Here is a 25,287-nt window from a genome sequence, read left to right as displayed (position 1 = left end):
CCGAGGTGGACGGCCGGTGCGCGGCGTCAGTCCGTACCGGACTCCATCGCGGCGCGGTCCAGCAGCTCGTCCTCCTCCGAGACCTCGCCGCGGGAGGCGATCGCCTCGGCGCCGCCCTGGGGCATCGCGCCGATCAGGCCCGTGGAGGCGGCCTGGGCCGCGCCGATCAGAGCCGGGTGCTCGGTGCCGACCATGCCGAGGTCCGCGTACTGCTCCAGGCGTGCCCGGGAGTCGGCGATGTCGAGGTTGCGCATGGTGAGCTGGCCGATGCGGTCCGAGGGGCCGAACGCGGAGTCCTCGGTCCGCTCCATGGACAGCTTGTCCGGGTGGTAGCTGAAGGCCGGGCCCGTGGTGTCGAGGATCGAGTAGTCCTCACCGCGCCGCAGCCGCAGCGTGACCTCGCCGGTGACCGCGGCGCCGACCCAGCGCTGCAGCGACTCGCGGATCATCAGCGCCTGCGGGTCCAGCCAGCGGCCCTCGTACATGAGGCGGCCGAGGCGGCGGCCCTCGTTGTGGTACTGGGCGAGGGTGTCCTCGTTGTGGATCGCGTTGACCAGGCGCTCGTACGCGGCGTGCAGCAGCGCCATACCGGGGGCTTCGTAGATGCCGCGGCTCTTGGCCTCGATGATCCGGTTCTCGATCTGGTCCGACATGCCGAGGCCGTGCCGGCCGCCGACTGCGTTCGCCTCCATGACGAGGTCGACCGGCGAGGCGAACTCCTTGCCGTTGACCGTCACCGGGCGGCCCTGGTCGAAGCCGATCGTCACGTCCTCGGCGGGGATCTCGACCTCGGGGTCCCAGAACCGCACGCCCATGATCGGCTCGACGGTCTCGACGCCGGTGTCCAGGTGCTCCAGGGTCTTGGCCTCGTGGGTGGCGCCCCAGATGTTGGCGTCGGTGGAGTACGCCTTCTCCGTGCTGTCGCGGTACGGCAGCCCGTGTGCGAGCAGCCACTCGGACATCTCCTTGCGACCGCCGAGCTCGGTCACGAAGTCGGAGTCCAGCCAGGGCTTGTAGATCCGCAGGTGCGGATTGGCCAGCAGGCCGTAGCGGTAGAACCGCTCGATGTCGTTGCCCTTGAAGGTGGAGCCGTCGCCCCAGATCTGTACGTCGTCCTCGAGCATGGCCCGGACCAGCAGGGTGCCGGTGACGGCGCGGCCGAGGGGCGTGGTGTTGAAGTAGACACGCCCGCCGGTGCGGATGTGGAACGCGCCGCAGGCGAGCGCGGCCAGCCCTTCCTCGACGAGCGCCGCACGGCAGTCGACCAGGCGCGCGATCTCGGCACCGTAGGCCGTCGCGCGGCCGGGCACGGAGGCGATGTCGGGCTCGTCGTACTGGCCGATGTCAGCGGTGTAGGTGCACGGGACGGCGCTCTTGTCGCGCATCCACGCGACGGCGACCGACGTGTCGAGGCCGCCGGAGAAGGCGATGCCGACGCGCTCGCCGACCGGAAGGGAAGTGAGGACCTTGGACATAGGAAGAGTATGCATCATTCCGCATGGCCATGCATAGCCCCGGTGGCAAAAGAGCTCTCGTGCGCGCCGGCACGGAGCCTGGAGACGGAGCCTGGAGGTGGAGACCCGGACATGACCGGAGGTCCGTGCGGATCCCCTGCGCCCGGCGGCGAACCCGCCGGCCGGGGCCTGGACGCCCGGCCCGGCAGCCGGCACGTCGCCGTCGAGATCGACCACCACACCGGATGCCCCTGCACAGGCACCGCCGCGTACTGGTCCCGGCGCGGCGAGCCCGGTGGGCAGGGCACGACGGACGTCCCGTGGCCCTCGGGCCGGCCGGCTCAGCCGTCGGCCAGCTCGCCGAGCAGCTTCCAGGTGCGGCGCCGATCCGCCTCGCCGCCCAGGTCGGTCGAGATGAGCACCACCTCGGTCGCGCCGGCGTCCCGGTAGCGGCGCACCTCGGCGGCGACGGTCTCCTCGTCGCCGATGACGGCGAGGTCGACGGCCCGGGTGCCGCCGGACTGCGCGATGACGCGCTGATAGGACGGGAACCGCTCGTAGAAGGAGAGCGAGTCGGTGGCGGTCCGCCGCACCGCCTCGACGTCGGCGGTGACCACGCCGGGAACGAAGGCGACGATCCTCGGTGCCGGCCGGCCCGCCGCCTCGGCCGCCGCGGTGACGACGGGAACGATGTGGTCGGCCAGGGCGCGCGGTCCCGCCAGAAGCGGAAGGATGCCGTCCGCGAGTGCGCCGGAGACGCGCAGGGCCTGTGGCCCCATGGCGGCGACCAGGATCGGCACAGGTGGTTCGGCGCCCGGCACGGCCGCCGGCAGCGGGGTGGTGACCGTCAGCAGTTCGCCGTGGAAATCGACGCTGCCCGTCTCCACGAGGGGACGCAGGGCGGTGAGGAACTCGCGGAGCCGCGCGACGGGACGCTCATGGGGAATGCCGAAGCCGGTTTCGGTCAGGTGTTTGGTGCCGAGCGCGAGCCCCAGGTGGTAGCGGCCGCCGGTGGCGGCCTGGGCGGTCTGGGCCTGCGCGGCGACGAGCAGCGGGTGCCGGCCGAACACCGGGATCGCCGCGGTGCCGACGTGCAGGCCGGGGACCTCACGGCCGACGATCGCGGCCAGCGTCGGGGAGTCGTAGGAGAAGGTCTGCCCGAACCACGCGGCGCGCAGCCCGGCCTCCCGGGCCTCTCTCGCGAGCCGCACCAGGGTGTCGATCGGCTGATGTAAGGGGAGTGCTACTCCGATGGTCATACCGGAGCAACCGGCGACGGCCGAACGGCATTCCGGCTCCCGCGCACCGGCCCTGTCGTCAGCGCCTGCCGCCGAACGTCCAGGCGTGGACCTCGATGTGCGCATACCGGTCCGGGGTGAGGACGGCTCGTGCCGTCTTCGGGTCCGGCGCCCGCAGCAGCGCGGCCGTGCCGAGCCAGCGGGCGCCGTCGTCGGACAGCAGCGGACCGTACGCGATCAGCTCGTCCCGCTCCGGCGGCAGCGCGTCGAGGTCGGCCTCGGCCGTCGGTCCGCCGCCGAGACCGAGCACCAGATACCGGTCGCCCTCGGTCGGGCCGCCGGGGAACTCCCACATGGTGCGTCCCAGCGCGTTGTGCCACCGGCGCAGCATCACGTCCCGGTACACGCCCGCCTGGTAGGTGGGTTCGTCGAAGGCGAAGGCCCGCGCGGCGGCGGAGTCCGGCAGATCCACGATGTGCACGCTGCCGGTGGGTGTCTCCGCGTCGTCGGCCAGGGTCGGGCCGCGGGCGATCATCTCCTCGGCGTACTGGTCCATATAGCCCCAGTGCCGTTCCAGCATCTCGTCCCGCAGACTCAGGGAGCCGGGCCGGTCACGGTGGTAGCAGAAGAACTCCATGATCCCAGACCCTCCCGGATCACGGCCCGACGCCTCAACTCCTTTTGTCCGGCGGAGCGGACACCTCGGCCGGCGGCGCCCAGGCGGGCGCTCAGCCGCCCGTGAGCAGCTGTCGTACGACGTATCCCGCCGAGTCCACGCCCGAGCTGCCTCCCTCGACGAGTGCCGCCACCGAGACCCGGGAGCCGTAGGCCGTCAGCCAGCCGTTGGTGTGGTCCCCCTCCTCGGCGGTGCCGGTCTTGGCGCCGACGCCCGCCAGTCCGCCCAGCCGTGGCGCGGCCGTACCGCTGGTGGCCGCACCGCGCATCATCGACTGCAGATAGCCGGCCGTGCGGGCGGAGATGGGCCGCGGCGCGGTGTCCTGGTGCTGCCCCGGCAGGATGACCGGTTGCTCGAAGCCGGCGTTGCGCACGGTGGCCGCGACGGACGCCATGAACAGCGGCGTGGCGGTGACCTTGCCCTGGCCGATGAACTGGGCCGCCTGGTCGCCGCCCTGGACGTCCGGCGGGATGCTCGGGTCGGTGGTGGAGACCCCGCCGCCGATGGACCAGCTGCCCATGCCGAAGACGTTCACCGCCTCGTCGTTGAGCGCGGAGGCGTCGCCGTCGTGCACCAGGTGGTGGAAACCGTCCTTGATGAAGGCGGTGTTGCACGACACCGTGAACGCCCGGGCGAGGGAGGAGCCGGGTTCGGCGGGTACGCCGGAGTCGTTGTGGAACAGCTGGCTGTTGGCCACCAGCGAGTCCGTGCACGGCGCCGGGCTGTCCGGGGTGAGGCCCGCCTTGTCGAAGAGGGCCGCCGCGGTGATGATCTTCATCGTGGAGCCGGGGGACTTGATGCCGTTGACGGCGATGTCGCCGTCGCCGCCCGTGTGCGCGATCGCGAGGATGTGACCGTTGCGCCAGTCGAGCGCCACCGTCCCCGCGGGCTTCTGCTGCAGGTGGGCGTCGCGCACCGCGCGTTCGGCCACCCGTTGGAGGCCGGCGTCGATGGTGGTCCGCACGACCGCCGGCTTGCCCTTGGCGAAGACCTTCAGGGTCTCCACGCCCGCGCCGCCGGCGTCGACCACGGCCACCCCCGTGCCGGGGCTGCCGCCCGTGGGCTCGGCGTTCTTGGCGATCGTCCCCGCGATGTCCCGCAGCGACGAGAACGCGGCCAGGTCGGTCCTGCCGTCGCTCGCGACGACCTTCGTGTCCCCGGCGCCGGCCGGGAGGCTGCCCGCGGTCAGCGACTGGTCGTCGCCCAGGCCCGGATGGAGGACCGAGTTGTTCCAGTGGACGGCCAGATGGCCGTTGGTGCTCTTGCGCACCGCCACCGCGCTGGGGTAGTTCCAGGTGCCGCCCGCGACCTGGGCGGACACGTCGAAGGTGACCTTGGCGGCGCCCGGTGTCACCGACGAGGGCCCCGCGGACAGGATGTGATCGAAGGTCAGCTTCTTCAGGTGCAGGCCGTCGGCGTAGCCGCGCAGTGCCCGCTGGGCGGCGTCCGGGGTGTCGGTGTCGCGCGCCGCGCCGTCCAGGTGGCGCTGGGACCAGCTGTCCAGGAACGCGCGGACCAGCTTCGTCGCCTCTGCCTCCGAGGGGGGCGTGCTCGATACCGCGGAGGGGTCGAAACCGCGCGCGTCCTGGGACGAACCGTCGCCCGACGAACCCGAGGCCAGGCCGTGCACGATGTTGTAGGTGCCGATTCCCCCGAGGACGAGCAGCGCGGTGCAGGTACCGGCGAGGCCGATCTTCACTGCTCTGTTCATGTGCATGATCGTATGTACGTTCCATGAAGACGGGCACACATCGTCAGCAGATCGTTACCGGAACGTACGGCCGAGTCCCTGGCAGCTCCGCGACACCATGCAGGAGCCGGGCACCGGCCGGATCCGCTTCACCGTGCCGCACGGCCGGGTCCAGGACCATCGCCCGGAGTTCGGCTGGGGGTGCCCCCACGCCCTCAAGGCAGTGGGGGAGGCTGGGGCACCTGCCGGCTGCCGGCTGCCGGCTGCCGGCTGCCGGCTGCCGGCTGCCGGTCGGGCATCTCACCCGGGATCCGGTCGGCACCGTCACCGCCGTCGACTGGCGGCTGAGTCTGTGGAACGCCGAACTCACCGGCACCGTCACCACCACCGCCGGCACCCTCACCCTGTCCGCGCTGATCCACGACGAGGTCTTCGCGGCCCGGGTGACCGCGGCCGGCGGCGAGAAGGTCACCTGGACGTTCCACCCCGAGGAGGCCGTCAGCCCCCGGCACATCAGCGAGGCCCCACCCGCCGGCTGCTACGCCAACCCGCCCTGGTCCACCCGCGCCCTCGCCGACGGCACCGCGCAGGTGCTCCAGCCCCTCACCGGCGGCGGCCAGACCGCGACCTCCTGCCGCCGCGGCGGCGACGGCCTCCTGCTCGGCGTCGGGCACAGCTTTCCCTCCGCCACCGCCGGCGCGGCCGACTCGCTGCGCCACCTCCGGCGCGCACCGTCGTACGACGTCCTACGGCGACGGCACACGGGCTGGTGGCGCGCGTTCCACCGGAAGAGCTTCGTGTCGTTCCCCGACCAGCGGCTGCAGAGCTTCCACCGGATCCAGCTCTACAAGGTCGCCTCGGCCAGCCGCGCGGGCGGCCCCGTGATGGCCACGACCGGGCCCTGGCTCGAGCCCACGCCCTGGCCCGCGGTCTGGTGGAACCTCAACGTCCAGCCGGAGTACTGGCTCATCCAGGGCTCCAGCCACCCGGCTGGACTCGCCCGCCACCACGGTGCGCCAGAACCAGGAGCAGCTCGCCGCCAATGGGGCCGGCCGCCTACCGCGCGGACGGCTCCGGCATCGGCCGCAGCTCCGGCATGTTCGCCGACCGCGGTGTGGGAGAACCGGGCACCGGCGCCGGGACCGGCGACCTCACCTGGGCGCTGCACAACGTGTGGCTGTCGTACCGGCACTCCATGGACAAGGCGCTGCTGCGCGACACCGTCCACCCGGTGCTGCGCCGTGCCCTCTCCGCCTACCTGCACTTCCTCACCCCGGGCAGCGACGGCAAGCTCCATCTGCCGAGCACGCTCTCGCCCGAATATCCCGTCGTGCCGCCGCGGGACACCACCCACGACCTCGCCCTGATCCGCTGGGGCTGCCAGACACTCGTCGAGTCGGCCGAACTGCTCGGCATCGACGACGCGTTGACACCACGCTGGCAGGAGGTGCCGGCCAGGCTCACACCGTGCCCGGCCGACCACAACGGCGACCTGATCACGAAGTCGGTGACCCGCCGACACGCGCTGACCGGGGCGCACCGGGGGTACAGCTACACCGGCGCCGCCTCGGTCTGCGCGACGACCGGCGACGGCGACACCGCGATCGGCTATCTGCGGAAGTTCTTCGACCCGAGCACCCGCTTCCCCTGCCGCGCCAACACGCATCACACCGAGGCCGGACCGGTCATCGAGACGCCGCTGTCCGCCTCGCAGTCCCTGCACGACATGTTCTGCCAGAGCCGGGGAGGTGTCGTCCGGGTGTTCCCGGCGTTCCGTCCGCCTGGGCCGACGTGACCCTGCACAACTTCCGTACGCAGGGCGCCTTCCTGATCAGTGCCGTCCGCAAGGCGGGAGCCACCCGGTTCATCCGGATCAGGAGCCTGGCCGGCGAGCCACTGAAGCTCCGGCACGGTCTGACCGGTTCTCTCACCGTGCTGCTCGACGACGGCACCCCGGCCCGCACCCGGGACCTGGGCGACGGCACCCTCGCCATCGACCTGCCCGAGAACCGAGAGGTCCTCGTCCACTGCGGCGCCCGGCCCGACCTCGTCATCCCTCCCGTCACCGTGAGCGAGCCGGGCCGGGCCCGGCGTGGGGCCTGCCGTAGCGACCGCACCACACCGCCCGGTACGGGGGAACCGCCCTGCGGCGACAGGGCAGTTCAGTCCATCGAGGGCACCCTGCCAGAACGCTGCCGACGCATCCGTGCCGCGTCCGCCGCGCGCGTTCTACGCGCCCGAGGTGACGGCCTTGAGTTCGGCCAGTGACTCCCGGATCAGCTCCCGCATCGGGCGTTCCTCGGCCGGGACGATCCAGCGCTCGAAGGCGATCTTGAAGACGGCGACCGCCGCCTCGGCGGCCAGGCCGGCGGCCGGCTGGGCGACACCGCGGCCGCGCAGGGTGCCGGTGAGTGCGGCGGCGAGCGAGGCGAGCTTGATCAGTTCGCGCTCCCGCAGTTCCGCGTTGGCCGTGATCACGGCCTGCCGTCGGCACGCGAACTCCCGCCGGTCGGCGAACATCTCGGCGACGGCGTCCAGCCCGAGGGTGAGCGCGTCCAGCGGCGCCGCGGACTCCGGCGCGCCGGCCACCGCGCCGACGAACAGGCCTTCCAGCTCACCGGCGCCGGCGAACAGCACCTCGCGCTTGTCGGCGTAGTGCCGGAAGAACGTCCGCTCCGTGAGTCCGGCCCGCTTGGCGATCTCCGCCACGGTCGTCTGCTCGTACCCACGCTCGGCATAGAGCGCCAGTGCGGCCTTGGCCAGGCGTCCGCGCGCGTCCGGCTCCCATCTACCCATGCGGAGATCCTACGTGATGACAGGAGCTGACATCAGGTGTAGCGTCAACGACAGTCACTGACATCGATTCTTTGGGGTCTCCCATGCGCTTCTTCGTCACCGGTGCCTCCGGCTGGATCGGATCCGCCCTCGTACCCGAACTGATCGAGGCGGGACACCAGGTCGCCGGGCTGGCCCGCTCCGACGCCTCCGCCGCCGCGCTCACCGCGGCGGGCGCGGCCGTCGTCCGCGGCACCGTCGACGACCTCGACGTCCTGCAGGAGGCGGCCGCCGCATCGGACGGCGTGATCCACCTCGCCTTCAAGCACGACATCGCCTTCACCGGCGACTTCCAGGGCGCCGCCGAGGCCGACCGCCGCGCCGTCGACGCCTTCGGCGAGGCGCTCGCCGGCACCGACCGTCCCTTCGTCCTCGCCTCCGGGCTGGCCGGCCTCGCCCCCGGGCGGGTTTCGACCGAACTGGACACACCCGTCGTCAACGACTCGCCGGTCACGCTCCGCGCGATCACCGCGCGGGCGGTGCTCGGCCTCGCCTCGCGGGGCGTGCGCTCGTCCGTGGTGCGGCTCTCGCCGACCTGCCACGGCGACGGGGACAAGGGATTCATGGCGACGCTGGTCGCCATCGCCCGTGACACGGGCGTCTCCGGCTACCTCGGCGAAGGCGTCAACCGCTGGCCGGCCGTTCACCGCCGCGACGCCGCGCACCTGTTCCGGCTGGCGGCCGAGCAGGCGCCGGCCGGCTCGGTGCTGCACGGAATCGCGGAGGAGGGCGTCGTGATCCGTGACGTGGCCGAAGTGATCGGCCGGCACCTCGATATGCCGGTGGTCCCGGTGGCGCCCGACGCCGCGGCCGAGCACTTCGGCTGGCTGGCCCCCTTCATCGGCCTCGACACCCCCGCGTCGAGCACCATGACCCGTGAACTGCTGGGCTGGAAGCCCACCCGCGCGGGACTCCTCGAGGACATGGACGAGGGGCACTACTTCACCGCCCCTGCCGCCGGCGCCTGACGGGGCGCCCGGCCGGAGGCCCGGCGGGAGGCCCGGCGGGAGGCCCGGCGGGAGGCCCGGCGGGAGGCCCGGCGCGACGCGGCGTCTCCGGCCGGGTCCGACGGCACGCCCACGGGCAACTGCGGGCTGCCTGCCCGGGAGAGAAGCGGATGCTCTACGGCCGTACGCCGCCGGACACGGACGATTGCCGCGTCGCCGGCCTCACCGCCCCGGCCGCGCGGTGTCAGACGTCCCGTGGCGGAAGCCCGGCCAGCCCGGTGTCACGCATGATGCGCGCGACCGTCTCCGCCAGCGAGCTGTCGGCCCCGATGACCGTCTCCACTCCCCCGGGCAGCAGGTCACGCCCCCGGTACCAGTCCCGCAGCTCGGCCTCGCCGACCTCGCCGGCGATCGGCTTGGTCGCATGCCGGGCCAGGGTCTCGCCGAACGGCACATCGAGGTAGTAGCCGTGGGTCGGCCCCCGGTGGTCGGCACGCAGCCCGGTAAGCATGTCGCCATAGCGGTCGGCGTACAGAATGCCCTCGACCACCACGTGATAGCCGGCGTCGAGGGCATACCGGGCGACGGTGTCGATCAGGCCGATATTGGCCGCACCCGGCCGGTCCCGCTCCCGCAGGACGATCCGGCGGAGCTGATCCTGTTCCACCAGGGCGAGTCCGCGGCCGAAGCGGTCGCGCATGCCGGCCGCGACGGACGACTTGCCCGAGGCGCTGTTGCCGCGCAGCACCACCAGCCGGGTCTGTTCGGTACCGACACTCATCGCTCTCCCCTGCTCTCCGGCACGCGCCGGTCAGCGGACCTGGGACAACTCGCCTGTCAAAGGTTCCAGTACACGGGGTGAGCGGGGCAAACGGAGGTGGACGACCGTGCCGAGCCCGCCGCGGCGCCGTCGGGCCGCACAGGTGACCGACGCCGCAAGCCTGCCGGGCGGGCGGCCCGGTGGTCCGTAGGGTGGGGCCATGACCGGCGAGACTGATCTGCGCACCCTGCTCGACGACATGCGTCCGGAGCTCAATCCGGGCCGCTATGTGTTCACCATGGCGGAGGGCGGCGTGCCGTCCGGTGTCACTCCCGTGGTCATGGTCGCCGAGCAGGAGGGCCTGACCCTCGTCGTACCGCAGGCGGAGGCGGACTCGGCGGGGATGGCGTACGACTACGTCGCCGGATGGATCACTCTGCGGGTGCACTCCGCGCCGGCCGCGGTCGGACTGACCGCCGCGGTCTCCCGCGCGCTGGCCGACGCGGACCTGAGCTGCAACGTCGTCGCCGGCTTCCATCATGACCACCTCTTCGTGCCCCACGAGCACACCGAGCGGGCCATGGAGGTCCTGCGGCGACTGGCGCGAGACGCTTCCTGACCCCGCGGGGCCCGACCGGGACCGGGCACACCTCGACGCGGCCCGGGCCGGCTTGACCTTGCCCCGGGGGGCAAGGTCTGGCGTGTGAGCGAGGTGAACGGCCTGAAGATCGGTGAACTCAGGTCCTGACCCGGCTGCGCGACAACCCTCTTCAGCCGCGGGACCGGTCCGCGTCGCCCAGCCGGGGGAAGTGTCCGGCGGCCGGTTGTCGAACTGCTCGTCCTCCGCCGCCCTGTAGGCCTCGGCCACCTCTTCCCAACGGCCGTGGGAGAACGGTGCGATGGCCCGCCACGTCAGCCTCCGGTGCGCCGTCAACCCTTCCAGGTCACCCAGACAGGTCGACTGTCCGAGGCGGGGCCGAACACGGAGCGGGATACGGGAATTCACCGGATCCGCTGCCTCTTCTCACGTCCTGAACCGCGCAACGCACAGGATTCACTGAGTAGAAACAGACCGGGCCATCCGTATCATCCATGTGTCGGGACATCCCGCCGGACAACCTCCACACTGCGGGGAACCCGCGCCACAACTCCCGCCCACCGCTTGCCGCAACCGCAGGCCGTGGGGCACTTCATCTTCACGAACGGAGCGACAGATGCCCGAGCCCAGCGCACCCGTCACCGAGTTGACCTCGCAATACGTCAGCCAGGTGACCAACGATCTCGAGCGCAACGTCAAGGAACAGGAACGCATCACCCAGGAAATCGCCTCGCTGCAAGAGCAGTTGGCCGCGCTGCAGCACGATCACACCATTCTGGTGAGCATGCAGGAGGCGCTCGGCGTCGTGACCTCGGTGGGCGCACCCACCGCCACCACCGAGGCCCCCGTCGTACCCGCTCCGCGGCAGCAGACCACCACCACGCCCAGCACGCGCCGCGCCCCCAAGAAGGTGGTGACGGAGCCGTCCGAGCCGAGGAAGCGGGCCGCCAGGAAGCCCGCGACGGCCAAGCCCGCGGCGAAGAAGGCCACCGGCCCGACGGCTCAGCCCACTCTCGTCGAACTCGTCCGCCGCCATCTCACGGAACAGCAGGAGCCCCGCTCCGCGGCGGAGGTCACCGAGGCCCTGGGCAAGGCACATCCCGACCGGGAGATCCAGACCAAGGTCATCCGCACCACGCTGGAGAACCTCGTGGCCCGCAACAACGCCCAGCGCTCCAAGCAGGGCTCGTCCGTCTTCTACACCGTTCCCGTCCCCTCGGTGCCCGCACCGGCGACCGCGGAGGAGTCCCGGCCGGGCGCCGGCGAGTGAGTCATGACCGCATGGCCCCGTCCTGGCCGTGCCTGGGGACACCAGGACTGACACGGTCCGCTCGGGGCCGGTGCCGGCCGGCCCGACCGGGCGCCGCCGCGTTCCGGACGGGGCTGATGTGTTCCTCGTGGCGGGGACCGCGATCAGCTGAATTGATGATGTGTCTGACCCGGCCGCCCACGCTCACCTGCCGACAGTCGCCTTCTGCCGCGCCTGGTCGAACTCCGTCACCGGGTCACCGCCGGTCTGCCAGGGCCAGGCGGTGACGATGCCGCCGACCGTCTCGAAGACGGCACGCGCCTCGCCACGCCGGTCCGCGGCCATCAGCGCGTAGGCCAGGAGGTTGAGGTCGGCGAGCGCCCTGGCGTGCCGGAGGAAGCCGGGCTGGCCCCAGGTGTGCGCCGCGCGGTCGAGGGCCTGTGCGGCCATGGCCTGGGACCAGTGGTTGCGCGCGACCAGCGCCTCGAATCCACCGCGGTCGAGGATGGCGTGGTACTGGAGGACCTGGGCGGTGAGTTCGGTCGCCGCGCACGGCGCGTTGGCGGGCATACGGGCACGCAGGCTGTCCACGAAATCCAGGACCTGGACGCGTGAGCCCGCCTCCTTGGGGCTGAGGTAGGTCAGCATGCTCAGGTATGCCTCGCGGTTCCAGCGATCGCGTGCGAGCACCTCGTTCCACACCCCGAAGATCTGGGACTGCTCCCGGCGTTCCAGGCGTGCCACTGCGAGGAGGGCCACCCAGGGGGTGGGATCCTCCGGGGCGAGTTCGGCGGCCCGCAGACAGGTCTCGATGGCGGCGTCCGGGTCTTCCAGGCGCCCCTGGGCGCGGCCCTGTGCGAGCTGGGTCCAGGCGTGCAGGACGAGTGCGTCCGCGCTGCGAGGCTCTCGCGTGGCCCAGGAGCGCGGCAGATGGGAGCCGGCGAGGTAGCCGGCGAGGACGTCCACACGATGCGTACGGCGGTCCCAGTCGCCCGGGTCCTGCTCCAGGAGGCGGGACATCTGCGCCACACACAGCTCGGTGGTCGCGATGGTGCCCGTCCTGGTCGTCGCCACGAGCGACTTCAGCAGCCTGCCCAGGTCCTGGTCGTCGAGCTCCGAGGCAAGGCGGGCCCGTCTGCGGCGACTTGAAAGAAATGCCATGGCCGGAGGCTAGGGCAGTTCGGCGGGGACACAAGGGCTGGGATGAGATCGTTATGGATTACACGCATCATCCGACATCTGTCCGATCCTCCGGTATGCGGCTCTCGGGCCGCCGATCCTCCGGTATGGGGCCGTCAGGCCGCCGATCCTCCGGTATGCCGCCGTCGGGTCGCTGATCCTCCGGTATGTGTCAGTGCCGTCCGACGGCGCCCAGCGGTACGGCGAAGAAGGCCGGTACCGCGAGCGCCGCGACAGCCGCCGCCACGGCCAGGGTGCCGGGCAGGGTCCAGGTGGCGAGCGGGCCGGCGAGGGCCGCGCCCGCCGCGAATCCGGTGATCTTCAGGCTGGCGCCCGTGGTGAAGATCTGGCCGCGCAGCTGATCCGGGGCCTCTCGGTGCCGTATCGCGAACAAGGCCGTGAGCTGGGGTCCTTCGCCGATTCCGGCCAGCAGCAGGGCCAGGACGAGCGTGGCCGGGCGTCCGGTCGCCGCCAGGGCGAGGGCTCCGGCCTGGACCAGGGCGGCGGCCCAGATGACCGAGTCGGGGGTGAGGGCCTGCGGAAAGCGTGCCAGTACGGCGTTGGCCGCCAGCGCGGAGACGGCCGCGCAGGACAGCAGGAGCGCGCCGCGGCCCGCTCCGCCGAGGACGCGTGCGCCGAGCGGCGGGACACACGCCGTCAGCATGCCCTGTGCCGCACAGCAGACGACCGAGGCCAGGGTCGCCCGCGCCAGCCGGGGCCTTTTGACGATGACCCGTGTCCCGGCGGCGAGCTCGCCGATCAGCGAAGTCCGCCGGGCTTCCCGCGCCCGCGCGGTGCGCCCCGGCAGGGTCCACGCGGCGGGTGCCGCCGAGCCGATGAGCGCCGCCGAGACCACGACGGCCGTCGACGCGCCCAGCGCCTGGGTCAGACCGCCGGCGAGGACCGGGCCGGTCAGGCTCGCCATGCCGAAGGTCATGGCGTCGAGCGCGGTGGCCCGTGGCAGCCGCTCGCCCGGCACCACCCGAGGCAGTTGCCCGGTCCAGCCGCCCGACAGCGCCGGTCCCAGCAGCCCGGTCAGTACGGCGATCAGGAGGGTGACGGTGAACGGAAGCCGGCCGAGGCCCATGAGGATCGCCACCAGGCCCGTCGCGTACAGGACCAGCGCCGCGGCCAGCAGCCGCCCCGGCCGCCGCTGCCGGTCCAGCACCGCCCCGAGCACCGGGCCTCCGGCCGCCGCCGCGGCCATGACGGCCGCGAGCAGCGCCGACGCCCTGGACGCCGACCCTGCGACGGCGTAGCCCGCCAGCATGAGCGCCGGTCCCGACATCTCGTCCCCGGCACGGGCCGCCACCGCGCCGGCGGCATACGAGGCCATCGCGTAACGCCTTCTCATCTGAGTGACGTTACGCAGGTAACTCAATCCTTCACAATATGCGTTACATTGCGGTGGTGTCCTCCAGCAACGACGCCTCCGGCGACTGGTCCACCCGGCACTCCGTCCTGACCATGGCACGCCGCACCGCCGCGCTGGTCAACGTCCTCGCCGAGGGCCCGCAGGGACACGCCGAGCCCGGCCGTGTGGCGGAGGTGCTGCGGGCCTACGGCGAGCGTGGCCCCCTCGACCTCGCCTGCCTCGATGTCACGCGGATGCGGGACGCCGCCGACCGGCTGCGGGAGGTCTTCGCCGCCGAGCACGCCGACGAGGCCGCCGCCGTCCTCAACCGCCTGTTGCAGGCCCACACCGGACCGCTCCGCCTCAGCTCGCACGGCGGAGGCACGCCCTGGCACCCGCACGTCGACCGTGATGACGACGCCCCCTGGGACGAGTGGTTCCTCGCCTCGTCCTGCCTGGCTCTGACCGTTCTCCTCTGGGACCGCCAGCTCCCGCCCGGAAGGGTCTGCGCGTCGGCCGCGTGCCCGAATGTGTTCATCACCCAAGGGCCGGGCCCCGAACGCCGCTACTGCTCCCGGCGCTGCGCGACCCGTGAGCGGGTCGCAGCCCATCGGCGGGCCCACACCCGCGGATGACCGGCCGAGCGGCCTCGTGGGCGGGCGGCGGGGACAGCTGAGGCGCCAGGCTGTCGGCGTACCACGTGCGGATGAGAGTGAACCCGTGCAGTGCGGAAAGACCGGCGGCACGCCATGGGCCGTTCTTCCGTGCCCGGCGGACTGAGGCGGCGTTCAGTGGCGCCGCAGTGATCGGGCGATGGTCCGGCTTGTCTGCCGGATCCTCCGGCACCCAGGGAATCCGAGGAGGCGCGATGTCCGATGCCGCAGCGCCGGTGCAGCCCGTCCTGGAACCCGCGGCGGCCGAGTTCGCGAAGGCGACCGCCAACCCGCCGTACCTCGTCGATCTGCCTCCCGCGGAGGGCCGTAAGGCGCTCGACGAGCTGCAGTCCGGCGACATCGACAAGCCCGCCGTCGACGAGGAGTGGATCACCGTCTCGGGCGGTCCGACCGGCAGCGTCCAGGCCCTGATCGTCAAGCCCGCCGGAGCCGACAGGACCCTTCCGGTGATCCTCTACATCCACGGCGCCGGCTGGGTCTTCGGCAACGCCCACACCCATGACCGCCTCGTAAGGGAACTGGCCGTCGGCGCGGACGCCGCCGTCGTGTTCCCCGAGTACGACCTCTCCCCCGAGGCCCACTATCCGGTCGCCGTCGAGCAGAGCTTCGCCGTCGCCCAGTGGGTCGTCGAGCAGGGCGCCACCAGGAACCTGGACGGCGCGCGGCTGGCCGTGGCCGGGGACTCCGTCGGCGGGAACATGGCGGCCGCGCTGACGCTGACGGCCAAGGAGCGCGGCGGCCCCGCGCTGGTGCAGCAGGTGTTGTTCCATCCCGTCACCGACGCCGCCTTCGACACGCCGTCGTACCAGCAGTTCGCCACCGGCTACTACCTGCGCCGCGACAGCATGCGGTGGTTCTGGGACGAGTACACCACCGACGAGGACGAGCGGGCCCGGATCACCGCCTCCCCCCTGCGCGCCACCACCGAGCAGCTGTCCGGTCTGCCGCCGGCGCTGGTCATCATCGGCGAGGCCGATGTGCTGCGCGACGAGGGCGAGGCCTACGCCAACAAGCTGCGCCGGGCCGGTGTGCCGGTGACGGCCGTGCGTTTCCAGGGCATCATCCACGACTTCGTGATGCTCGACGATCTGCGCGGCACTCATGCGGCCCGGACCGCGACCGACCTGGCCGTGCGAACCCTGCGAGCGGCCCTGCACGCCACCTGAGAGCACGGGCCCCGGCGGCCGGCCCGCTACGAGCGGCTGCCGTCGCACACCGACCACACCTCCCGCAGCAGGCTCGGGTAGGCCTCGCCGTACGTGTGGATGCCCGCGTACACGGCGTCCAGAGCCGCCTGCAGCGGGTCGGGGGCGGCGGCTCCGAGCAACGCGGGGACGGCCATGTGCGGCTGGGATACGGGCAAGGAGCGGTCCGGCTCGCCGATCGTGGCACTCAGGATGCGTTCCGCCCCTGCGCCGGCCTCGGGTGCCGGCGGCTCGGTGGGTGTCAGCCCCTGGGCCCACGCGGTCGCGGGGCCCACGATCAGTGCGGTCGGACCGGCTTCGGGTATCGGCAGCGACACCTCCTCCCAGGCGCGCGGTGCCTGGAAAGGCGGGCGCTCGGGAGGCACCGCACGGCCGACGGTCCGGTCCGGGACCCGCGGATCGGCTGCGAGGGCCTGCCACACACGGTCCTCGGCGTCGAGCGGCGGCGGCAGCGGCCGTCTCTCGGTGACGGCGGTGAGTGCCGCGGCGATCCAGTCCAGCTCTGCCAGACCTGCCTCCTCGCAGGCGCGGCGCGCGGCCAGCAGGGCCACCGCCCGCTGTACTTCGGGACCGGCGGCGTCGATGGCGTGTACGAGCGCCGCGTCGAAGTCGAGCACACCCCGCACATTTCCATCGACGTCGCGCAGCGCCTGGCTCGGGGGCCGCCCGCCCCATTCCCAGAGTTCGCAGGCCAGTGCGCGTTCGGTTTCCGCCGCTTCCTCCGCGAGGCGGGCCTGGCGCAGGGCCTCGGCGCGCTCGGCCGGTGTGGGAGGCGGGGGCAGCCGACGGGCGTAGTCATGCCAGTACGCCGCCATCGCCGAGGTCTGTTTCACGAACCGGTCGGGTGCGGGTGGTGCCGGCCAGAACTGCAGGAGGTAGCAGTCCAGTCGAGGCTCGCCGTCCAGCCGGGTGTCGCCCTCGTGCGCGGCGTCCATGCCCGTGGCGCAGTACCGCACCCGGTAGTCGGTCTCCGCCAGACCCAGCTCCCAGGAGCCGTCGCCTCCCCACAGCACCAGCTCGGCGTTGCCCGAGACAGGACGGAAGGACACTTCCACGACGTCCTCCCAGCTCGGCTCCAGCGGTGGAGCCTCGTCGTGCACTTCGACCGTGAACCCCACGTCTCCGGTGTGCAGCCCGGTGGAGAGCCACAGTGTTCCGGGGCTCGCCGCGCCGCACAGTCCGCTGGACTGCCCGGCGAACGCCTCCGCGAGGTCCGGGCCGTAGCTGTCCGGATCGCTCTCGACGTACAGCTGACCGTAATGGACGTGGACTTCCCCCTCGACCGGCCTGCGCACCCTCACCACCCCCATCGATTCCCGGACCCCATCGATTTCCGGAACGGGCCATGCTCGGCCGAATTCCGGAACGGGCCATGCTCGGCACACTACGGCCCGGCACTGACAACACCCCGTTCCACGCCCTCCGCGCTCGCTCCCGCCGCTCGGCGAACGTGGTTTCACCCCTGGGGTGGAGACCATTTCCACCCGTGGGTGCGTGCCTTCCGGGCCGGTGACGGGCCATCGTGGGTGCTGACATCGCCGAAGGTGAGGAGCGTGCGCGATGGCTCTCCCCAGTCTGTTCTCCGTGCTCGGCATCCTGTGCTGGGTCGGGTACGAGGTGCTGTTGCGCCGCCGGGGTCGTGGTGTCCTTCGGTCAGGCCTCGGTCGGCCCGCTACCCCCGGCGGCGCGCTGGCTCGGGGTCGCCGTGCTGGCCGGCGGTCTGGCGCTGCGCGCCTGGGGCATGCGCACGCTGGCCCAGTACTACACACGTACGTTGCGTACGGTCACGGATCAACGTGTGGTCCAGGAGGGGCCGTACAGACTGATCCGGCATCCCGGGTACTGCGGCAGTCTGCTGGTGTGGATCGGATACGCGCTGGGCCTGGGCAGCTGGCCGGCGACCCTGATCGTCACAGCGCTGCTCACGGCCGCCTATGTCTGGCGTATCACCGCGGAGGAACGGCTGCTCATAGCCGCGTTCGGCTCCGCGTACACGGACTATCGCGCGAGAACGAAGCGTCTGGTGCCGTTCGTCTTCTGATCTCCGCCGACCTGCTCCGATCTCCGCTGACGTGCTCCGGCAGGTCGAGGTCCGTTCGCCGCCAGCGTCCCTCTCGTCCCGCCGGTGAGATGGACACATGACTTCACACACGAACCTGAACGGCAAGAAGGCCCTCGTCACCGGCGGCAGCCGGGGCATCGGTGCGGCGACGGCACTGCGACTGGCGCGGGAGGGCGCGGATGTGGCCGTGACCTATGTGCACGGGAAGGAGGCCGCGGAGGAGGTGGTGCGGGCCGTGGAAGCGCTGGGGCGGCGGGCGGTCGCCCTGCGCGCCGACGCCGCGGACGCGCAGGAGGCGGCAGGTGCGGTGGTCCGTGCGGCCGAGGCACTCGGAGGTCTGGACATCCTGGTGAACAACGCGGCCGTCGGCGTCATGCGACCGCTGGAGGACATGTCGCTCACCGACGTCGACCACGTGATCGCGGTGAACGTACGCGGGGTCTTCCTGACCGCCCAGGCCGCCGTCGCGCTCATGGCACCCGGCGGGCGGATCATCACCGTCGGCAGTTGCCTCACCCGGCGCACACCGGGCCCCGGCAGCACGCTGTACACGATGAGCAAGTCGGCGGTCGTCGGGCTGACCAAGGCGCTGGCCCGCGAGCTGGGCGGGAGCGGGATCACCGCGAACGTCATACATCCGGGTCCGATCGACACGGACATGAACCCCGCGGACGGCCCCTTCGCGTCCGACCAGGCAGCCATGACATCTGTGGGCCGTTACGGCACGGCGGAGGAGGTGGCGACCGCGGTGGCCTATCTGGCGGGACCGGAGACGGCGTATGTGACGGGCGCGGAACTCTCGGTGGACGGGGGGTATGCGGCCTGAGCGAGCGGGGCACCACGCGCTCCGCCGGGATGGATTGACCCCATCGACGGGACGGGTTTTGATGGGGCACATGTCGGACGGAGCACCGATCGGGGCCGATCCGATCCTCGCTTTCGCCTCGCAGGAGGCATGGGAAGGGTGGCTGGAGGAGCGGCACGCCGACGTGCGCGGTGTCTGGCTGAAGATCCCGAGAAAGGACTCCGGGATCGACGGCGTCGGCTACCCGGGGGCACTGGAGTCGGCGCTCTGCTTCGGCTGGATCGACGGGCAGAAGAAGAAGCTGGACGAGCAGCACTGGCTGCAGCGCTTCACCCCGCGCCGGCCGGGCAGCAGATGGTCGAAGGTGAACCGGCAGAAGGCCATCGAACTGGCGGAGCAGGGCCGGATGCGACCGGCCGGTCTGCGGGAGGTGGAGAAGGCAAAGGCGGACGGTCGCTGGGAGGCGGCGTACGCCAATCAGCGCACGGCCACGGTCCCCGACGACCTCCGGGCGGCCCTGGACGCCTCGCCTGCGGCGCGTGACTTCTTCGCCACACTCGACAGCCGCAACCGGTACGCGGTCCTCTACCGGATCCAGGACGCGAAGAAGCCCGAGACGCGTGCGGCCCGCATCGAGAAGTTCGTCGCCATGCTCGCCGCGCACCAGAAGCTTCACTGATCGCCGAGGGCACTTGCCTCAAGCGCACTTGAAGGAGATGGCACAGGTGTGCGGTCACATGCCGGTCAACGCCGGTTCGACGAGCGGGACCTGGAGCATCAGCGCGGCCTACGGACAGACCGACGAGGCCCTCATCGACACCGCCGACATGTACGGCGTCGGCGCCAACGAGGAGTTCCTCGCGCCGTTCGTGGCCGCGCATCGCGACGAGATCATCCTGGCCACCAAGTTCGGTATCGGATACCGCGCGGACGACCCCGCATACCGGGCCATCCGCAACGATCCCGGCTACCTCAGGACGGCGGTCGAGGCGAGTCCGCCCCGGCTGAACGTCGAGGTCATCGGCCTGTATTACATGCACCGTCGCGACCCCGTGATCCCGCTGGCCGAGTCGGTCGGCGCCATGGCCGAGCTGGTGCGGGCGTCGCTGTTCAGCCGGGACGTGGAGCGCAGTGTGGTGGGCGCGGCCGCCGAACCGGGTGTCGCCTTCGTGCCGTACTCGCCCCTAGGCGGCGGCTTTCTGACCGGCTCCTTCTCCGACGCGGACAAGGAGCTGTGAAACGCAACGGCCCGCCCCCGTCCCGGACTTCTCGTCCGGAACGGGGGCGAGGGAAAGGACGGACCGGTCAGCCGGCCCGGGGGGACTCAGCGGCCGTTGGCGAAGTGCTTGAAGGCGGCCCTGGTGCCGGAACCGGCGATGCCGTCGATCCCACCGGTGTAGCCCCAGTAGGCCTTCAGCAGGCGCTGCAGGCCCTGGACCGTGCCCTTGCCGACGATGCCGTCGATCGGGCCGGTGTAACCCCAGTACTTCTTCAGGCAGCGCTGGAAGGCCTTCCAGCTGTTGGTGCCGAGCCGGCCGTCGATGGCGCCGGTGTAACCCCAGTACGTCTTCAGCCAGTGCTGGACCTTCTTGGCCTCGGTGGCGTTCAGGCCGAGGTTGTTCACCGCCTGCGGGGTGACGGCCTCGGTGGTCGCCGCCGGGCGGGCGGCCGAGGGCGCGGCGAAGCCGGTGCCCGCGGCGGCGAGGCTGCCGGCGGCCAGGGCGACGACGGTCGTGGCGCTGAGGAGCGTCCTACTGAGGATGGTGGTTCGCATGGTTCTTTCCCCCTGTTGTCGAGTGCCCATCGGCACGCCACAGAAGCTATGCGTACCTGCTTCCGCCGTCGCCAACCGGGGAGTTGACTCCTGGCTCCACCGACCGCGGTAGCGCGGCGCGGCGTACAACCCGCGCGGTATCCGGGCGGGCCGCGGAGCGGTCGGTTCCGGCGGTCAAGAGCGTCTAGCCGGACCCGCCCCGGAGGTGGCGCAGCGCGGCGGCCGCGGCGCCGGCACCGCACATGCCGTGCGCGCCGGGGCCGGGCGGGGTCGCCGCCGAGCACAGGTACACACCCGGCAGGCCGGTCGCGTACGGCTCGGCGGTCGGGCGGGGGCCGAGGATGAGCTGCGGGGTCGTCCGGGCGCCGGTGATGATGTCGCCGCCGGCGAAGTTGGGGTTGGCGGTGGCGAACGCGGCGGGCGGGGTGGCCTGTCGGCCCACGACACGGTCGCGGACGCCGGGGGCGAACCGTTCCAGCTGACGGAGTATCGCTTCGCTCGCGTCCCCGTCGTAGCCGTGCGGGACATGGGCGTAGGTGTACAGGGGGTGGACGTCGCCCACCGAGCGGGAGGGGTCGGCCAGGTACTGCTGGCCGACCAGCACGAAGGGGCGCTCCGGCATACGACCGGCCACGACGTCCCGCTCCGCACGGACCACCTCGGCCGACGGGCCGCCGAGGTGCACGGTGCAGGCCCGTCGCGCGTGTTCGTTCGTCCAGGGCACGCCCCCTTCGACGGCCAGGTCGAGCTTGAAGGCCGCGGGTGCGCGGCGAAAGCGCCGGTAGGCGCCCCGCACCCGGGCCGGGAGCCGGTCCCCGTAGAGCGCGGCGACCTGGCCGGGGTCGAGGTCGAGGAGGGTGACGTCGGCGGGCGGGAGCTGCCGGTGGTCGGTGACGCGGACGCCGGTGTGGATGGTGCCGCCGTGCTTGCGCAGCACCGTTTCCATGCTGCGGGCGATGGACTGTGAGCCGCCTTCGGCCACGGCCCAGCCGGCGGCGTGTCCCGCGGTGAGGATGCCGAGCCCGCTCGCCGAGGTGAACGGGCGCGACAGCGGACGGAAGGCGTGCGCCGCGACGCCCGCCCACAGGGCCCGCGCCTGCGGGGTGGTGAAGAGACGGGCGAGGACGGTGGCGGGAAGGGTGGTGGGCAGGCCGAAGCGGGCGAGCAGCAGCGGGTGCGAGGGGATGCGTAGCAGGGGGCCCATCACCTCGTGCGCCAGTGCGTCCCAGTGCCGTACCGGAGTGGCGAAGAGGGCGCGGTAGCGGTCTCCGTCGGGCCCGAGCATGCGGGCGGTGGCCTCGACGGACCGCAGCAGTACCCCGGCGCTGCCGTCGTCCAGCGGGTGGACGCAGTCGATGTCCGCCGTGAGCCAGCGCAGCCCGTGTTCTTCGAGGCCGAGCGCGCGCAGGGCCGGGGAGGTGACCGCCGTGGGGTGGACGGCCGCGCAGTGGTCGTGCAGGAGCCCCGGCAGCAGTGCCTCATGGCTGCGGGTGCCGCCGCCGACCTCGTCGGCCGCCTCCAGCAGCGTGACGTCCAGTCCCGCCCTGGCGAGCAGAGCGGCGCCGGCGAGCCCGTTGGGTCCGCCGCCGACCACCACGGCGGACGTCATGCGGTACACCTCGACCTGATCGCGTTCGAGGGGGCGCGAGGTGGCGTCGTGGGTCTCATGGGTCCGAGTCTGCCGGTGAACAGGTCCGTTCTCCCAGTGGATCCGTGCGCTCACCGCTCGCCGCGTGGCTCGAAGCCGCCGCTCGCACGAGGAGGGCGCCGGCCACGGATGCTGCCGGCGCCCTCGGTCCCCTCCCGGTCCCTCCCGGGCTTCAGGACTGGGGCCGCTTGCCGTGATTGGCGGCGTGGTTGCGCCGCGACTTCTTCTTCCGGCGTCGCTTCGAGGACATCGAAACCTCCTGTGGGGAGCGGGGATCTGGTGAGGGCAGGGGCTCGGACACCGTGCCGGTGTCAGCTCTGCTCGCGGTCGGTCTCGGGCTGTTCCTCCTCGCGCTGGGGTCCGGAGTCCTCCCACTTGCCGACCGGCAGCCCCGTCTCCCGGCGGTCCTCGCGGGTGCGCTCGTCGCGTTGTGCCTCGTCGGGCCGGCGCGGCGCGCCCCGGCCGTGACCGGTGTCCGGGTCTTTCCCGACCCGCTCGTCGGGCTTGTGGTGATGGTGCGCCATGGAGACCTCCGTCATCGCTGCGTCATCGCTGCGTCATCGCTCCGTCGGCGCGGCGCCGGTCTCGGCGGGCTCGTCGGAGCTGCTGTTCTTCCGCACCGTGCAGTGCAGGGAGTCGTGCTGGACGTCGGCGACGATGGTGTCTCCCGGCTCGGCCTCGCCGCCGAGCAGCAGGGTGGCGACCCGGTTGTCGAGTTCCGCCTGGATCGTGCGGCGCAGCGGCCGGGCACCGAACTCCGGCTGATGGCCGTGCGCGATCAGCAGCTTCTTCGCGGCCTCGGTCACCTCCAGCGTCATCCCCTGGGCGTGGACGCGGCGCTTGCTCTGCTCCAGCAGATGGTCGACGATCTCCCCCAGGTGGTCCTCGGTCAGACCGTGGAAGATGATGATGTCGTCGATCCTGTTGAGGAACTCCGGCAGGAACCTCGTCCGCAGATCCTCCGTCAACGCGTCCTTCAGCTCCGACACATCGCCCTTGTGATCGAGGATCCGGTGTGCCCCGATGTTGGAGGTCATGATGATGACGCAGTGCCGGAAGTCGACCGTGCGGCCCTGGGCGTCGGTGAGCCGGCCGTCGTCCAGGATCTGCAGCAGTGTGTTGAAGACGTCCGGGTGTGCCTTCTCCACCTCGTCGAACAGCACCACGCTGTAGGGCCGGCGGCGCACCTTCTCCGTCAGCTGGCCCGCTTCCTCGTAGCCGACGTATCCGGGAGGGGCACCGACGAGCCGGGCGACGGTGTGCTTCTCCTGGAACTCGCTCATGTCGAACCGGATCATCCGGTCCTCGTCCCCGAACAGCAACGCGGCCAGGGTCTTGGCGAGTTCGGTCTTGCCGACACCCGTGGGGCCGAGGAAGAGGAAGGATCCCACCGGCCGGTTCGGGTCCCCCATCCCGGCCCGGTTCCGCCGTACCGCCTGGGACACGGCCGTGACGGCCTCGTCCTGGCCGACGATCCGGGCGTGCATCTGCTCCTCGAGCCTGAGCAGCTTCTCCTTCTCGCTCGCCGTCAGCTGCGCCACCGGGATCCCGGTACGGCGCGAGACGACATCGGCGATGTCCGCGGCCGTCACCGACACCACACCCTCGCGGCGCTCCTCGATGCCGGCGAGTTCGCCCTCCACCTCCGCGATCTGCCGCTTCAGCTCCGACGCCTTCTCGAAGTCCTCCACGGACACGGCCTGTTCGAGTTCGCGGCGGAGCCCGGCGACGCGGTCCTCGCGGCTGACGATCTCCGTGGACCGGCCCGCGCTGCGCAACCGGACCCGGGCCCCGGCCTGGTCCATCACGTCGATCGCCTTGTCGGGCAGGAAGCGGTCGGTGATGTAGCGGTCGGACATCTCGGCGGCGGCCGCCAGCGCGCCGTCGTCGAAGCGGACCTGGTGGTGTGCCTCGTAGGAGTCCCGCAGTCCCTCCAGGATCTGTACGGTCTCCTCGACCGTCGGCTCGGGCACCATCACCGGCTGGAACCGGCGCTCCAGCGCGGCGTCCTTCTCCACGTACTTGCGGTACTCGTCGATCGTCGTGGCGCCCACGACATGCAGCTCGCCTCGGGCGAGTGCGGGCTTGAGCATGTTGCCGGCGTCCATCGACCCCTCGCCGGTCGCCCCCGCGCCCACCACCGTGTGCAACTCGTCGATGAACAGGATGATCTGGCCCTTGGCCGCCCGGACGTCCTCGATGACCTTCTTCAGCCGCTCCTCGAACTGCCCCCGGTACTGCGCGCCCGCCACCATGCCCGACAGATCCAGCGCCACCACCCTCTTGTCCTTCAGGGTGTCGGGCACCTCCCCCGCCACGATCCGCTGTGCCAGCCCCTCCACGATGGCGGTCTTGCCGACACCGGGTTCGCCGATCAGGACGGGGTTGTTCTTGGAACGCCGGGAGAGGATCTCGACGGTCTGCTCGATCTCCTCGCCGCGCCCCACCACCGGGTCGAGCCTGCCCGCCCTGGCTTCTTCGGTCAGGTCCCGGCCGAACTCGTCCAGCGTCGTGGCCGGCTGTCCGCGTTCCGCGGGCAGTGCGTCGGCGCGGGCGGCCTGTTCGGTCAGATCCGCCAGCTTCTGTGTGTCCCGGCCTTCGGCGCGCAGCAGCTTGGCGGCGCCCGTGTCTCCGTCGCCGAGCAGCGCGCCGAGGATGTGCTCGGGGCCGATGTAGGACACACCGGCGGCCTGCGAGTGGGCGTAGGCGGCACCGAGGGTGCGTTTGGCCGCGGGGGTGAGGCCCGGTTGCGCGGACGGCTCGCCGGACTCACGCGGCAGGATCTTGGCGATCTCGGCCGCGAGCGCGTCGGGATCGACACCCACCTGGGAGAGCAGTCTGCGGGACGGCTCGACCTGCGTGGCCGCCCACAGCAGATGTTCCGTGTCCAGATCGGACGTGCCGTCCTCGACCGCCCGCCGCGCGGCGAGGCTCAGCAGTTCCTGCGACGACTCCGTCAGCAGCCGGCCGATGGGCACGCGCTGTACCGCGGGAGGTGAGGACGCCGGCGACATCCCGAAGAACCGGTTGAACAACTCGCTGAAGGGATCCGACGAACCGAACGGTGCACCGAACGACATCGACATGACTGCTCCTGGACGTGGGGCCGGTGATCCGCGCGGGGTCGTTGTTCCGGGGT

22 protein-coding genes and 2 pseudogenes are annotated in these 25,287 nt (G+C 71.9%); 10 read left to right on the top strand and 14 right to left on the bottom strand.

Annotated elements, in window-relative coordinates; translation table 11 throughout:
- Positions 1–26: 26 nt before the first annotated feature.
- The 4 genes from argG to IE277_RS27705 form a co-directional block, all read right to left on the bottom strand.
- Positions 27–1,475 (bottom strand): argininosuccinate synthase, encoded by a 1,449-nt coding sequence (gene argG, locus IE277_RS27720; protein WP_189956434.1) that lies wholly within the window; start codon positions 1,473–1,475, stop codon positions 27–29.
- A 320-nt stretch (positions 1,476–1,795) separates the two neighbouring features.
- On the bottom strand, positions 1,796–2,713 hold the full coding sequence (locus tag IE277_RS27715) for a TIGR03564 family F420-dependent LLM class oxidoreductase (RefSeq protein ID WP_189956433.1): 918 nt from the start codon (positions 2,711–2,713) through the stop codon (positions 1,796–1,798).
- Positions 2,714–2,771: 58 nt separating this feature from the next.
- Positions 2,772–3,329 (bottom strand): YciI family protein, encoded by a 558-nt coding sequence (locus tag IE277_RS27710; protein ID WP_189956432.1) that lies wholly within the window; start codon positions 3,327–3,329, stop codon positions 2,772–2,774.
- A gap of 91 nt (positions 3,330–3,420) precedes the next feature.
- The gene (locus IE277_RS27705) at positions 3,421–5,079 is read right to left on the bottom strand and encodes a penicillin-binding transpeptidase domain-containing protein (protein WP_189956431.1); all 1,659 of its coding nucleotides are present in this window, start codon (positions 5,077–5,079) and stop codon (positions 3,421–3,423) included.
- A 100-nt stretch (positions 5,080–5,179) separates the two neighbouring features.
- On the opposite strand from IE277_RS27705, the pseudogene IE277_RS27700 reads away from it, so the two are divergent.
- Positions 5,180–7,166: pseudogene (locus tag IE277_RS27700) on the top strand (glycosyl hydrolase family 95 catalytic domain-containing protein); the annotation flags it as partial.
- A gap of 121 nt (positions 7,167–7,287) precedes the next feature.
- On the opposite strand, the gene IE277_RS27695 reads toward IE277_RS27700, so the two are convergent.
- Complete coding sequence (locus IE277_RS27695) at positions 7,288–7,854, bottom strand: TetR/AcrR family transcriptional regulator (protein ID WP_189956430.1); 567 nt, start codon at positions 7,852–7,854, stop codon at positions 7,288–7,290.
- 83 nt (positions 7,855–7,937) lie between these two features.
- Here IE277_RS27695 and IE277_RS27690 point away from each other — a divergent pair, with 83 nt between their 5' ends.
- Positions 7,938–8,861 carry an SDR family oxidoreductase gene (locus tag IE277_RS27690; RefSeq protein WP_189956429.1) on the top strand — a complete coding sequence of 308 codons (924 nt, stop codon included), beginning with the start codon at positions 7,938–7,940 and terminating at the stop codon, positions 8,859–8,861.
- Between the two features lie 223 nt (positions 8,862–9,084).
- Here the strand turns inward: IE277_RS27690 and IE277_RS27685 are convergent, their stop codons facing one another.
- The gene (locus IE277_RS27685) at positions 9,085–9,621 is read right to left on the bottom strand and encodes a P-loop NTPase family protein (RefSeq protein WP_189956428.1); all 537 of its coding nucleotides are present in this window, start codon (positions 9,619–9,621) and stop codon (positions 9,085–9,087) included.
- 199 nt (positions 9,622–9,820) lie between these two features.
- Here IE277_RS27685 and IE277_RS27680 point away from each other — a divergent pair, with 199 nt between their 5' ends.
- Together IE277_RS27680 and IE277_RS27675 are read left to right on the top strand one after the other, a co-directional pair.
- Positions 9,821–10,219 (top strand): ACT domain-containing protein, encoded by a 399-nt coding sequence (locus tag IE277_RS27680; protein ID WP_189956427.1) that lies wholly within the window; start codon positions 9,821–9,823, stop codon positions 10,217–10,219.
- A gap of 595 nt (positions 10,220–10,814) precedes the next feature.
- Entirely contained in the window at positions 10,815–11,468 is a 654-nt protein-coding gene (locus tag IE277_RS27675; protein ID WP_189956426.1) for a hypothetical protein, read from the top strand.
- A gap of 183 nt (positions 11,469–11,651) precedes the next feature.
- On the opposite strand, the gene IE277_RS27670 is transcribed toward IE277_RS27675, so the two are convergent.
- The gene (locus tag IE277_RS27670) at positions 11,652–12,608 is read right to left on the bottom strand and encodes a hypothetical protein (RefSeq protein WP_229881999.1); all 957 of its coding nucleotides are present in this window, start codon (positions 12,606–12,608) and stop codon (positions 11,652–11,654) included.
- Between the two features lie 190 nt (positions 12,609–12,798).
- A complete protein-coding gene (locus tag IE277_RS27665; RefSeq protein ID WP_189956425.1) occupies positions 12,799–13,980 on the bottom strand; it encodes an MFS transporter in 1,182 nt (393 codons plus the stop codon).
- A 38-nt stretch (positions 13,981–14,018) separates the two neighbouring features.
- Here IE277_RS27665 and IE277_RS27660 point away from each other — a divergent pair, with 38 nt between their 5' ends.
- Together IE277_RS27660 and IE277_RS27655 are read left to right on the top strand one after the other, a co-directional pair.
- Positions 14,019–14,615, top strand: coding sequence for a CGNR zinc finger domain-containing protein (locus tag IE277_RS27660; RefSeq protein ID WP_189956424.1), 597 nt, complete (start codon positions 14,019–14,021; stop codon positions 14,613–14,615).
- A 233-nt stretch (positions 14,616–14,848) separates the two neighbouring features.
- Entirely contained in the window at positions 14,849–15,820 is a 972-nt protein-coding gene (locus IE277_RS27655) for an alpha/beta hydrolase (protein ID WP_189956423.1), read from the top strand.
- A gap of 26 nt (positions 15,821–15,846) precedes the next feature.
- Here IE277_RS27655 and IE277_RS27650 read toward each other — a convergent pair whose 3' ends face one another.
- Positions 15,847–17,154 carry a hypothetical protein gene (locus IE277_RS27650; RefSeq protein ID WP_229881998.1) on the bottom strand — a complete coding sequence of 436 codons (1,308 nt, stop codon included), beginning with the start codon at positions 17,152–17,154 and terminating at the stop codon, positions 15,847–15,849.
- A 347-nt stretch (positions 17,155–17,501) separates the two neighbouring features.
- On the opposite strand from IE277_RS27650, the gene IE277_RS27645 reads away from it, so the two are divergent.
- The 4 genes and pseudogenes from IE277_RS27645 to IE277_RS27630 all read left to right on the top strand — a co-directional run.
- Entirely contained in the window at positions 17,502–17,900 is a 399-nt protein-coding gene (locus IE277_RS27645) for a methyltransferase family protein (protein WP_229881997.1), read from the top strand.
- A 97-nt stretch (positions 17,901–17,997) separates the two neighbouring features.
- The gene (locus tag IE277_RS27640; protein WP_189956421.1) at positions 17,998–18,747 is read left to right on the top strand and encodes an SDR family NAD(P)-dependent oxidoreductase; all 750 of its coding nucleotides are present in this window, start codon (positions 17,998–18,000) and stop codon (positions 18,745–18,747) included.
- Between the two features lie 61 nt (positions 18,748–18,808).
- Complete coding sequence (locus tag IE277_RS27635) at positions 18,809–19,405, top strand: YdeI/OmpD-associated family protein (RefSeq protein WP_373310885.1); 597 nt, start codon at positions 18,809–18,811, stop codon at positions 19,403–19,405.
- A 37-nt stretch (positions 19,406–19,442) separates the two neighbouring features.
- A pseudogene (locus IE277_RS27630) lies at positions 19,443–19,961 on the top strand (aldo/keto reductase); the annotation flags it as partial.
- Between the two features lie 89 nt (positions 19,962–20,050).
- Here IE277_RS27630 and IE277_RS27625 read toward each other — a convergent pair.
- The 5 genes from IE277_RS27625 to IE277_RS27610 form a co-directional block, all read right to left on the bottom strand.
- A complete protein-coding gene (locus IE277_RS27625; protein ID WP_189956419.1) occupies positions 20,051–20,500 on the bottom strand; it encodes a peptidoglycan-binding domain-containing protein in 450 nt (149 codons plus the stop codon).
- A gap of 184 nt (positions 20,501–20,684) precedes the next feature.
- On the bottom strand, positions 20,685–22,109 hold the full coding sequence (locus IE277_RS27620) for a phytoene desaturase family protein (protein ID WP_189956418.1): 1,425 nt from the start codon (positions 22,107–22,109) through the stop codon (positions 20,685–20,687).
- A 211-nt stretch (positions 22,110–22,320) separates the two neighbouring features.
- Positions 22,321–22,398 carry a 50S ribosomal protein bL37 gene (locus tag IE277_RS50260; protein ID WP_465270132.1) on the bottom strand — a complete coding sequence of 26 codons (78 nt, stop codon included), beginning with the start codon at positions 22,396–22,398 and terminating at the stop codon, positions 22,321–22,323.
- A 61-nt stretch (positions 22,399–22,459) separates the two neighbouring features.
- Positions 22,460–22,687 carry a hypothetical protein gene (locus IE277_RS27615; protein ID WP_308433429.1) on the bottom strand — a complete coding sequence of 76 codons (228 nt, stop codon included), beginning with the start codon at positions 22,685–22,687 and terminating at the stop codon, positions 22,460–22,462.
- An 18-nt stretch (positions 22,688–22,705) separates the two neighbouring features.
- Positions 22,706–25,234, bottom strand: a complete 2,529-nt coding sequence (locus IE277_RS27610) for an ATP-dependent Clp protease ATP-binding subunit (RefSeq protein ID WP_189956417.1) — start codon at positions 25,232–25,234, stop codon at positions 22,706–22,708.
- Between the last annotated feature and the right edge of the window lie 53 nt (positions 25,235–25,287).

Origin of the sequence: Streptomyces alanosinicus (genome assembly GCF_014650595.1) — a bacterium.
Classification (GTDB): Bacteria; Actinomycetota; Actinomycetes; order Streptomycetales; family Streptomycetaceae; genus Streptomyces; species Streptomyces alanosinicus.
This window is presented reverse-complemented; position numbering and strand designations above follow the sequence as displayed.